At 43.4% G+C, this 11,877-nt stretch carries 10 protein-coding genes; 4 read left to right on the top strand and 6 right to left on the bottom strand.

The window, feature by feature from the left end; all coding sequences use genetic code 11:
* Positions 1-503: 503 nt before the first annotated feature.
* Positions 504-1,001, top strand: coding sequence for a Dps family protein (locus G4D73_RS13425; RefSeq protein ID WP_180037591.1), 498 nt, complete (start codon positions 504-506; stop codon positions 999-1,001).
* 332 nt (positions 1,002-1,333) lie between these two features.
* On the opposite strand, the gene G4D73_RS13420 is transcribed toward G4D73_RS13425, so the two are convergent.
* From G4D73_RS13420 to G4D73_RS13400, 5 genes are all read right to left on the bottom strand, one after another.
* Entirely contained in the window at positions 1,334-2,050 is a 717-nt protein-coding gene (locus G4D73_RS13420; RefSeq protein ID WP_004646198.1) for an ABC transporter ATP-binding protein, read from the bottom strand.
* Positions 2,043-3,266, bottom strand: coding sequence for an ABC transporter permease (locus G4D73_RS13415; protein WP_086044055.1), 1,224 nt, complete (start codon positions 3,264-3,266; stop codon positions 2,043-2,045). Before G4D73_RS13415 ends, G4D73_RS13420 begins: the two co-directional genes overlap by 8 nt.
* Positions 3,263-4,486: an efflux RND transporter periplasmic adaptor subunit gene (locus G4D73_RS13410; RefSeq protein ID WP_213686969.1), complete on the bottom strand. Its 1,224-nt coding sequence runs from the start codon at positions 4,484-4,486 to the stop codon at positions 3,263-3,265. Before G4D73_RS13410 ends, G4D73_RS13415 begins: the two co-directional genes overlap by 4 nt.
* A gap of 330 nt (positions 4,487-4,816) precedes the next feature.
* Positions 4,817-6,340 carry a M81 family metallopeptidase gene (locus G4D73_RS13405; protein ID WP_213686968.1) on the bottom strand — a complete coding sequence of 508 codons (1,524 nt, stop codon included), beginning with the start codon at positions 6,338-6,340 and terminating at the stop codon, positions 4,817-4,819.
* A 31-nt stretch (positions 6,341-6,371) separates the two neighbouring features.
* Positions 6,372-7,700, bottom strand: coding sequence for an MFS transporter (locus G4D73_RS13400; protein ID WP_213686967.1), 1,329 nt, complete (start codon positions 7,698-7,700; stop codon positions 6,372-6,374).
* A gap of 118 nt (positions 7,701-7,818) precedes the next feature.
* Between G4D73_RS13400 and G4D73_RS13395 the strand changes: the two genes are divergently transcribed.
* Positions 7,819-8,757: a LysR family transcriptional regulator gene (locus tag G4D73_RS13395; protein WP_213686966.1), complete on the top strand. Its 939-nt coding sequence runs from the start codon at positions 7,819-7,821 to the stop codon at positions 8,755-8,757.
* A gap of 331 nt (positions 8,758-9,088) precedes the next feature.
* Here the strand turns inward: G4D73_RS13395 and G4D73_RS13390 are convergent, their stop codons facing one another.
* Positions 9,089-10,081 carry a Fic family protein gene (locus G4D73_RS13390; RefSeq protein ID WP_129716578.1) on the bottom strand — a complete coding sequence of 331 codons (993 nt, stop codon included), beginning with the start codon at positions 10,079-10,081 and terminating at the stop codon, positions 9,089-9,091.
* 199 nt (positions 10,082-10,280) lie between these two features.
* Here G4D73_RS13390 and G4D73_RS13385 point away from each other — a divergent pair, with 199 nt between their 5' ends.
* Both G4D73_RS13385 and G4D73_RS13380 read left to right on the top strand, forming a co-directional pair.
* Positions 10,281-10,964 (top strand): cupin domain-containing protein, encoded by a 684-nt coding sequence (locus G4D73_RS13385; protein ID WP_213686965.1) that lies wholly within the window; start codon positions 10,281-10,283, stop codon positions 10,962-10,964.
* 155 nt (positions 10,965-11,119) lie between these two features.
* Positions 11,120-11,851: a Fic family protein gene (locus G4D73_RS13380; RefSeq protein WP_213686964.1), complete on the top strand. Its 732-nt coding sequence runs from the start codon at positions 11,120-11,122 to the stop codon at positions 11,849-11,851.
* Positions 11,852-11,877: the final 26 nt, after the last annotated feature.

Genomic DNA, 11,877 nt, shown 5'->3' with positions numbered 1-11,877 from the left:
TAGTGCCTTGTTTAATTAAGGCAGCATTGTGTTATTTTTTATAAATTTCGGGTTTATTTATGATTTAAATTTTTATCTAAGTTATTTATTTAAAATAAAATATTAAAATTTCACAGAGATATTTCGAAATAAAGATTCAGTATGGTGATATGTGATCTTGCTCACAAATAAGCGTCATAACCCAAAACGATGTTTCAATCCTGAAATGATTAGGACTTTTTAGAAGTTCAATTTGCTATGAGAAATTAACGTGCTACCGCTGAAGTATAGTCAAAATTTGACAGATTTAAATAGTTACAATCTCGCGTCCTGCTTATACATAATGACTAAACTTCCTGCCTTTATATTGAACTAATATCTATAACTTATAACCACTTAAATCTCTTAGCCTGTTAGATCAAATACAAAGTCATAGAGATCATTTCATCTCTTGGCTCGGGCTTCAGATACATCCGACTTTATTTTAATACACAGTATCGCGTTAATTTTGAAGGAGTAAGAGCATGGCCTCTTCTAAAAAAGAATCTAAAGCAATGAAAATTGATATCGGGATTTCGCATGATGATCGCGCCAAAATTGTCGATGGTTTATCCAGACTTTTAGCAGACAGTTATACCCTGTATTTGATGACCCATAATTTCCACTGGAATGTCACCGGCCCCCAGTTCAACAGCCTGCACAACATGTTTATGACTCAATATACCGAGCAATGGAATGCGTTGGACATCATTGCTGAACGTATTCGTGCTCTAGGTTTTGCAGCACCCGGCACTTATAAACAGTTTGTAAAACTCACCTCCATTAAAGAAGTCGAAGGTGTACCTAAAGCTGAAGAAATGATACGTTTACTGGTAGATGCACATGAAACTGTGGCACGTACCGCCAGAAGTATTTTTTCGATCATTGAAGAAGCCAATGATCAGCCGACTGCTGACATTCTCACGCAAAGACTGGAAGTACACGAAAAAACTGCCTGGATGCTGAGAAGTAATCTGGAATAATAAAACCGGATCAAATCTTTGAGAGCAGGCTACCCACAGGATGAAGCGGAAACTTGCGGTAGTGCCATTAAAGTTCGGCTTCATCCTGACGCTTTGATTAGATATGATTTACCGGTGCTCAATGGTTAGATCAAGCTAAAAAACAGAATCATTAAAATTAAACCGTCAAAATTTAAGGATGTAGGCAATCGCCTACATCCTTTTTTAACAAACAGATTGTTTACAGATTATTTCAATCTCATATATGGCTATCATTTTTTGAAAGCTATAAATCTGAAATATCTTTTCGATCGCTTCAAAAAATTAGCCCTCCTGGCTCCTTACAGTACAGCTTAATCTTGAGGAGAATTGCTCGAATCACTTTCAATCCGGCCATCGACCAGATTGATGGTACGATCACAAGTGGCAGACAGGCGCGGATCATGCGTGACTAAAAGTACGGCGCAGTCGCGTTCACGATGCACTTTACGAAACAGTTCAAACATATCAGCCGCGGTCTGGGTATCCAGATTACCTGTCGGTTCATCGGCCAATAATAATGCCGGCTCAGTAATCAAGGCCCGAGCAATGGCCACCCGCTGCTGCTGTCCTCCGGACAATTCATTCGGTTTACGCTCGGCAAATTTTTCCAGTCCCACTGCCGCTAGTAAATCACGTGCGCGTTGCATTGCCTGCTGATTCGGTTTGCCATGCGCCATCATTAAAGGCATGAGAATATTATCCAGTGCACTAAATGCCTGAATCAGATGGTGAAACTGAAATACAAATCCGATGCTGTTGCCGCGCAGCGCCGTACGGCCGGTATCATCCATCGCACTGGTAGGTTGTCCCAACAAATACAGCTCGCCACTCGTTGGTTTATCCAGCAGTCCCAGAATATTCAGTAAGGTACTTTTTCCAGAACCGGAAGGGCCAATAAGTGCAGCAAAGTCGTTGCGATCAATGCGCAGGTCAATGCCATGCAAAACCTCAACTTCATTGGGCTGTCCAATGTTATAAGACTTGCGTAGCGCTTCCAGACGCAGAACTTCCTGAGATTGCTCAGACATGACGAATCGCCTCCACTGGATCGAGTGCCGCGGCCCGACGTGATGGCACCGCTGCAGCCAGTACGCCTGTTAATGTCGCCAACAATAATGCCAAAATCACCAGTTCAATCGATATCGGAATATAGAATAATCCCGGACCAAAATTATTAAATACCCACACCAGGCCATAACTGACTATGCTGCCCAGCACTGAACCAAGTAAGCCAAAGATTGCGCCCTGAAACAGAAAAACTCGCAGGATTTGCGATTGGGTTGCACCTGTCGCCCGCAAAATACCAATTTCCCGGGTGCGCTGCACCACACTAACTGACATGACGCTGGCAATCCCGAAAGCCACCGAAATTGCGACAAAGACAATAATCATATTGGTGGACAGGCTTTGTGCGGTAATGGCATTCATCAGTTGGGCATTGGTTTCAATCCAGCTTTCGGCTTTTAATGAGGTCAGGCGTCCGACTTGTGCGGCAACCTGGTCTGCTTCAAAAATATTGGCAATGGTTAGGTCAATCACCGTTACCCCGCCTGGCAGGCCGAGTAAGGACTGTGCCTGCTTGAGATCCAGATAGACATAACGCGCATCCAGTTCGCGCACACCCAGTTCAAAAATACCGGCAATATTCACCAAAGCACTATTTTGTTGACCAGTATCCAGTCGCAACTTGCTGCCGACCTGAACACCGAGGTCTTTGGCCAGTTGACTGCCAATCAGCACATCATCCGCGCCGACCCGCAACTGACCACTGATTAAATATTCTTTTAATGGAATGATCTGCTGATAACGCTCCAGATTCATCCCGACCAAGGCCACGGATTCAATCGCATCACCGCGTTGTACAAAGGCCGGTCCAGACACCACCGGCGAGACAGCTGTCAGTACGGGTAACTGGTCCAGCGTTTCGGTAATCTGCTGCCAATTGTTGATCGAACGCAACCGCTGTGCCCGTTTATCTTCCTGCAATAATTGCACGGTCCCGGCGGGAGACGGCACAATCTGGTTAACTTCATCGGGTGACAACAGGCGAATATGCGCCTGTGTGCCTAAGGTTCGTTCGACAATATTGGCTTGTAGCCCCTGAATCAAAGCGGTGATAAAGACGATCACTGCCACGCCCACGGCGACTCCGATGGTGATCATGATGGATTGCGCGCGACCCTCGCGCAAAAAACTGACCGCGATTTTCCATTCGATCCAGAGCCGCCCGAATAAATTTTTCAATCGAAGTTCACCGGTAATTCATTTTTGCTATTGGCCATATCAGCAGAATTCTGCAATGAACTCTGTTGTGATTTTAAGCGAACTCTGGTGCCATCCTCCAATGAAGATTCGCCATCTGCCAGCACCTGATCGCCCTCGCTCAGGCCGGATTTCACTTCTGACATGGCCAGGCCACGCAAGCCTAAAGTAATCTGCTGACGCTGTATTTTTCCATCACGTCCCATGAAGACCACGGCTTTATCTCCCTTAATACTGCTTAAAGCATCATTCGGAATCGCCAGTGCCCGTGCTCGTTTGGCCGTCTCGACATTCACCGATACCGTCATGTCCTGACGCAAAAAATCTGGCACGGGATTGACAGTAAGTCTGACTTCTACCGTACCTCGCTGTGGGTCGATACTTGGTGCAATAAAGTTAATCCGGGCCGGGAAAGACTGATCCGGATAGGCATCGCTAATCACGGTAGCATTTTGCTGTAAGGCCAGTTGCGGTAAATTCCGCTCATCCAGCGGTACCCGGATTTCTGTGTTCCCCGTTAATGCAATGGTAAATAAAGTCTGTCCTGGCTGAACCAGATCACCCGGTTCGACATCGCGTGTCAGCACTGTACCGGCGACTGCAGCCCGAATCTTAGTTTTGGCCAGTTGAGCCTGTGCCACCGCCAGCTGTTCCCGAAGCGATGCTTCTTCGACTTGACCCGCAGCCAATGCTGTTGCTTTTACCCGGGCTGTCTCATAATTATTGCGCGCGACTCTTTCTGCTTCCACAGCCTGTTCGACTTCTTCCCTCGACAGGATACCGGCTTCTGCATTACGTCGACGTGTAGCTTCTCGGCTGGCTTGCTCCAGCTGGGCTTTGGCACTGGCCAGTTCTGCTGCAGCCTGTGGCCGTCGGCTGCTTGCCAATTCGGTCAATGCCAGCTCGGCCTGTCTGACTTGGGCCAGCAATTCATCCGATTTCAATACCACCAGCAGATCACCCGGTTTAACCTGATCGCCTTCCTGCACCAGACGTTGCAGAACCACACCACTAATTTCACTGCCTACCTGGGCACGTGAAACTGTCGCAACACGTCCGGTCGCAACAACATTTTGTACCAGCGGCATGGCACTCAGCGTATAACTAGGCACCACTGGCCCCTGCCACCAACGAAATAGAGCAAACCCTACTGCCAGTAGCAATACGATAATGAGCAAAATTTTATAGCGGGCAGCGCGCAATGAGAATCTCCGGTTGATTCTTCTAATTTAAAATAAGAAAGTCAAAACTGTATTTGTTTTTCTCCTAAGGTTTAATTTACAACAAGTTTCTAATTGGAATTATAGGTATTTTGTTGAGTTTGAAAAGAATATTGAATTCCTGTCCGCTTTTTTTAGCTAGCCCTGTTTGATATCAGACTAGTCCATCTTTGGCAGATTCAGACGCGGGATCAGGTACCAGAAAATTATATTGAGTTTAAGGAAATGAAGATGTGATCAAAAAAACAGGCTTGATCGTGATGGATCTAGCCTGTTCAATCGTTTGGGTGTTAATTGGATATTAGTTAAATGTTAAACAGTACGACGCAATGGCTGATCACGTTGCGCCAGACTTTCGCCCATCGGCACGAGTCGTCTATCAGGATCAATCTTTTGCCAAGGCAGGTCATTCGGGTCTGCTTTCATGGCTTCAGGCGCTTTCGCGACTAAAATGGCAGCAGCCATGTCCTGAAAATCTGCACGAAAATGTACCGAGCTTTTCACCACGATGATCGATTTATCTTGAGGCACAACACCAAAAATTCTAAACATATTACGATCGAGCAACTGGGCTTTGTAGGAACTGACTGCAATTTCAATACCATCTATTTCCAGTAATACACTCGGGCCGATATCCGCCTCAACGCCATGCATCATGGGCCCGCCATAGCTGAATTTCCCATCGCTATAGGCTTTGATTTTAAATTCAGCGCTAAATAGAGTATCCCCCGCAATACCTGATGTTCCGCCCAATTTCGCATAAAAATGCTGACCAAGCTCAAGCTGATAGGCTTGTTGCACCACCGCAGGATCAACAATAAGCCCAATCAGTGCATTTTTAACCTGATGCCGATGTAGCGCCGATAGCACCCCGGTCGTATTCGAATCACCACCGGCTCCCGGATTATCCTGAGTATCTGCAATCACCACGGGTCTGGTCGAATGATGCTGTTGATAAAGTTGAAGTGCCTGCAGCACGGCATGATCTGGTGATAAAAAATCCATATTCCAATGCGTTTCTTGTTGCAGCACATGGGCGATATAGCGTTGCATGGCCTGATCTAACTGCTCAGCGTTTTCACTATAACCCCAGATACAACCACCACATTCCTCAAAATCTGCCGCCGGAAAACCCGGCGTGAAATTCATCTGGACAGAATTATTTTGCTCTAGCTGTTCCAGTAAATTCATGCATGATTGGGTAGGTTCCAGCTCGGTACATTGTGCATTCAGCGCAATCAAAAACGGCAGCTTATACATTTGCTTATGCAGCTTTTTACCCCGGAATATTTGATCTAGCAGTTGGGCACAGCGTTGTCCGGTTTGAGCCATATCTACATGCGGATAGGTCCGATAGCAAATCAATGCATCACTATGAGCAAACATCGCTTGCGTGACATTGGCATGGAAATCCAGACTGGCAATTACCGGAATATCCGACCCGACTGCTTCACGAACCCGTCTTAACAATTCCCCTTCACCATCATCCACCTGTTCACTAACCATGGCACCATGCAGATCTAGATATACCGCATCTGCCGGATGCTGCTGGATGCTCGCGATAATTTCATCACAGATCCGCTGGTAAGTGCCCTGCTCTACATGTGCTGAAGGTGAAGTGCCCGCCCAGATTACCGGTAAAAGTTGATAACAGAATTGTTCTGCTTGCTGAATAAAACCGCCAATCGGAATGTTCTGTTCCCGAAATTTCAGGATATCTGCGCCGCGGCTGAGCGGCGGAAATCCCCCGCCCTGGACAAAATCCGCGTAGTTTGCTTTGGTCGGGGCAAAGGTATTGGTTTCATGTTGAAAGCCCGCAATGATGATTTTCTTCATATCTTGAATCCTTCCTATGCTGCATGATTGATTATTTATCGACGATTAGAGCAGTGTGTGTTGTTTGCTGAGGCGCAGCTTGCTTTTTCAGTCTGAAGGTATAAATTAGGAAAGTGCCTCCGAGCATCATGATCACAGCAATCGTGAACCAGCCTGCCAGCATGGAACCGGTCATTGACTGCGCCATGCCCATAATATTTGGACTGACAAAACCACCGAGTAATCCGATACTGTTAATCAGGGCAATTCCGCCTGCTGCCGCACTACCGCTTAAGTATTTCGATGGAATCGACCAGAAAATGGTATAGGCACTAAACATAAAGGCCGTTGCGGTACAGATCGCAATAAAGGACAGCAGGAAATTCGCACTGATCACCGACAACATCAAGCTGACTCCGGCCAATACCGTAGGCACTACACAATGCCATTTCCGTTCCTGCCATTTGTCCGAGCTGCGGGCAAAAATGATCATGAAAATTGCGCCGCATAAATATGGGATCGCCACCAGCCAGCCAATCATCTGCAAATTTTGGATACCGCCCGATTTCAATAAAGATGGCAGCCAGAAGCCAATCGCATAGATCCCACAGATAATGGTGAAATAGGCCAAGGCCATGAAATAAATCCAGGGATCTTTCAACACCGCTTTAAAATTGCTATGACCGCTTGCAGACTGATGCTGGGAAATTTCTTTCACCAATAAGGCTTTGTCCTCTTGGGACAGCCATTTTGCTTGTGAAGGATGATCGGTTAAATAAAAGTATGCTACGCAGCCCAACAGCACGGTCGGCACAGCTTCTAATAAAAATAACCATTGCCAGCCAGAAAGATTATAAATCTGATGAAAAGTACTCATAATTTGTGTCGATAACGGCGCATCTAACATGCCAGCCAGTGGCCCGGCCAGCATGACAATCACCATCACGCGTGCCATGCGTGCACCAGCATACCAATAGGTCAGATAGAAAATCATGCCTGGGGCAAAACCGGCTTCGAATACACCTAGTAAAAAGCGCAAGACATAGAACATCTGCGGGGTGGTGACAAATAGCATCGACATGGAGGTCAGGCCCCACAAAATCATGATGCGGGTAATGGTTTTTCTGGCGCCGACTTTTTCAAAATACAGGTTGGTTGGCACTTCAAACAGTACATAACCTAAAAAGAATATGCCGGCTGCCATGCCATAAATTGCATCGTTAAAGCCCAGCTCCTGCTGCATTTGTAACTTGGCAAATCCGATATTGATCCGGTCCAGATAAGCAAAGAAATAACACAGCAATAAAAATGGCAGTAGCCGCCAGCTTACTTTCTTGTAAATCTGGTCTAACCGTTGTTGACGGGAGGTCATTAAATCCATCTAAAACTCCTTTTTATCTAGATCTTCTTATTGTTCAAAATCCATGTAAGCATGCTCCTGACTTGATAACAATGTAATTTATTCGGCATACTGATGCTTTTAAGGCATCAGAGTTTTTATGGACAGAAACTTGCAATTCCTTGCGCCACTGAACGGAATCAATGAAAAGCGTTTGCGTTATTTCTATACGGTGATGATGTTCGGTTCGATGCGCAAAGCGGCAGATATCCTGAATATTGAACAGTCCGCCATGAGCCGACAAATTCAACTCTTTGAATCTGAACTAAAAATAAACCCCTTCAAACGTAAGGGGCGGCATATTATTCCGACTGAAGCCGTCTATCTGGTACTTGAGTATTTCAAGGAAAATAAGAATCGTGAAAATGAATTATTTGACAGTTTATTTCAGCTGCAATCTTCTCAACTTGGCAAAGTGAACATTGTTTCAAGTGAAAGTTATATGCAACACATGATTTATGATGTACTTCGACATGTGCATCATAAATATCCAAATCTTGAAATCCAGTTAGAATTAATGAGTGCCCAGCATGTGGTACGACATATCGTGGACAGTTTGGCGCATATCGGACTGGCGTATAATCCTCCATTTCATACAGACATCAGCACCATTGCCCATAAAACAGAACCTTTTATTCTGGCTGTTCCTGCCGGTCATCCTCTTGCCAAGCTCAAGCATCGCATTTGCCTCTCTGAAATTTCAGCCTATAAATTTGCCTTAATGCCTGTGGGGCATGGTTTTCGCCAATTACTTGACAGTGAAATGGTGCGCTTACAAGTAAACCTGAATATTGGCCTGACCACCAATTCTATTTATGCCCTTAAAAATTATGTGGTGGCTGGACATGGGATTTCGGCCATGCGCTATGCAGATATCGCAGATGCAGTAAAAGAAGGTCAGGCCGTTGCCTTAACCATTGATTCCGAACTGTGCAACACGGCTCAGACCCAATTGATGGTTCGTAAAAACACCCATTTGTCAGAGTCGAAGCATTTATTGATTGAGCGTATTCGTTCTAGTTTTGATTTGATCTTTTAAATCGCTTATAAAATTTAGGCAATAAAAAAGCCACTTAAATAAGCGTCTGATTTATAGCAAAAATTTTGGTGGAGGTGGCGTCAATTGAACTCAAAACCTAACTCATTAATTTTAAAGCTCTTTTATTGAATAAAAAAATTCATTGACCCAATTTTGACCCAAATTAGATTTAGTGCATTGAATCACTTTAAAATATTGTTCAAATCCTGAATTCGGATTTGAAGTGGCGTACGGCATTATAGCAGCAAATTACACCTAGAAATAAATGTAATGTTATAACATTTCAATTAGCTCATTATTATATTAATAATCACATCAACTCCAGTACAGTTCAATTTTTTAATTTGTACTTTTGCTTAGGACTCTTAGGCTTATCAGGAAGGGTACGTTCAATCACACCTGCTTCTAATGCTGGAGTTAAATAATTTTTTTGGAATGTGGCTCGATGGGACAAGTCCAATAGAGCCATAAGCTCAGTTAAGCTATATTCTTTCTGCTCCATATTCTGGATGAGACGTTTAACTTGATCGCTAACTTGTACGCTAGCTTGAGCGGTATCTTGATCGCTGGCATCAGAACTAAGTATTGCATCTAGAATCATCTGCAAAATAAATTCAATAAAAGGTGCAGAATCTGAACGATCTGTGCTCGCTTGCAATGCATCGTAATAAGCTTTTTGGTTTTGATAAATCAAGCTTTCTACAGGGATGTTGAGAAAAATAGGATTCCACTGGCTTAAGATTAAAGTTTGCCATAAACGCCCCATCCGCCCATTGCCATCAGCAAATGGATGTATAAACTCAAATTCATAATGAAATACTGAACTCTGAATTAATGGGTGCTCATTACCTTCAGCCAACCACTGTAATAACTCTCTCATTAAACGCTGGACTTGATTTGCAGGCGGAGCCATATGCACGACTCGATCCCCTGACATCACACCAACACCGCCATGACGATACTGTCCAATTTCATCAATCAGTCCTGTCATCAATATTTGATGTGCTTTCAGCAAATGCGATTCTTGATCAGGATTCCAATCTTGAATTTCTTCATATGCCTTTAGGGCATTACGTACCTCTTGAACTTCTTTAGGTGGAGCGATAATGGTCTTGCCATTCAGGATCGCTGTGATTTGCTCTGTACTCAAGGTATTTCCTTCTATCGCTAAAGACCCTTGAATCGTTCGAATACGATTGGCTTTTCGCAATTTAAGGCTATCTTGGATTTGAGTTAATGCAGTCAAACGCCCTATTGATTCACTAATTTGTGCAATCAAGTGAATAATTTTAGAGGTGATCGTATAAGGCGGTTGATATTTCATGCCATTCCTCATTGATGTAAAAACAAAGCACAGTTGATTAAACTCTAAAATATTAATATTTCATAGCTTAGTGAGTAATATCTGCTATCAACATGCTTATCTTTTCTGAAACAGTGAGCTCACTAATCGCTATTTCTTTTAAAATAAACCTGTGCATTCTCGTTAAAATACGTAGGTTTCTTCATTACAGGACAACATTATGTTTATTCATGCCGACTTCTCACAACCCGTCATCATCAAGCCAGAGGATTACCATTGGGTAAAATCTCCAGGAGGTGAAGTCGATAGAATGATGCTTGATCGTATTGGCGATGAGAAAGCACGTGCAACTAGTCTTGTGAAATACGCACCAGAATCTGCCTTTCCTGAACATCAACATCCTTTGGGTGAAGAAGTCCTCATATTGTCAGGCATTTTTACCGAGAATGCTGAAGATGATTATCCGGCAGGCTGGTATTTACGTAATCCCCATCATTCAACTCATCAGGTTTCCAGTAAAGCTGGTTGTTTAATCTTTGTGAAACTGATGCAAATGACCGAACATGAGATAGAGCCCACCCGAATTAATACCAATGATCCAGCGAATTGGAAGCTTACTAAACATCGGATGAGATGCCCGTTGTTTCAATCGGAACATGAACAGACCTATTTAGAAAAGCTAAAACCTGCTCAGATTTTCGAAGAGAAATCAGAACAAGGGATTGAAGTGCTAATTATCAAAGGTCAATTATTTTGCGGCACTGAAATATATCCCGCAGGTTCATGGGTCCGTCTTCCCATCAATAGTGCGGCTAAATTTCAGGCAGGTCTATCAGGCGCAACGCTTTATGTCAAAACTGGTCATCTACAGCATGCAATGGGCGTATGGGGAAATGAACAATAATGGGTTTTCAAAATGAGGCTGTCTCGTGTCTAGAATATTGAAAGCCATCCAATTACTACTTTTATAATCAATACAAAATGTAATGATATATCACTACATTTCTGATATTTCTTTTTTCATGTATGATCGACTAAGATAAATTCAGGGATAAGGTTATGTTTGAAACTATTGATGATTTAAAGAAAAAATTAGATCAACATCGCCCTCTTTCTCCATCAATTGTTAAAAATTTACAAGAAGATCTTATTGTCCGCTGGACCTATCATTCGAATGCAATTGAAGGCAATACACTCACCCTGCTAGAAACTAAAGTAGTACTCGAAGGTATTACTGTTGGCGGAAAGGCATTAAGAGAACACTTCGAAGCGATCAACCATAGAAATGCAATTTACTATGTTGAGGATATCATTCAGAAAGAGGAACAATTTTCTGAATGGCAAATTCGCAATATCCATCAACTCATTTTAAAAAATATTGATGATGATAATGCTGGCCGCTATCGCCAACAAAATGTCTTAATCTCTGGTGCAACGTCTACCCCGCCTGATTACACGTTATTAAATGACAAGATGGCTCAATTCGTAGACTGGTATAATAGTGAAGCACATAAGCTGCATCCAATTGAACGTGCAGCCAAAGTACATGCTGATTTTGTAGGTATCCATCCATTCATTGATGGCAATGGCCGTACATCACGTCTATTGATGAACCTCGAATTGATTAAAGCTGGTTATCCACCTTGTGTCATCACAGTTGAAAATCGTTTGGCTTATTATGAAGCTCTTGATCAGTGGATGGCTTACGGAAAAACTGAAGCTTTTATTCAATTGGTTTCGGATGCTGTACTTGAAGGATTTAAACCATATCAAGTGGTTTTAGGTCTTTAACTTACAATTTTATAAATAAAATTTAG

The organism is Acinetobacter sp. WY4 (genome assembly GCF_018438165.1).
Taxonomy (GTDB): domain Bacteria; phylum Pseudomonadota; class Gammaproteobacteria; order Pseudomonadales; family Moraxellaceae; genus Acinetobacter.
This window is presented reverse-complemented; position numbering and strand designations above follow the sequence as displayed.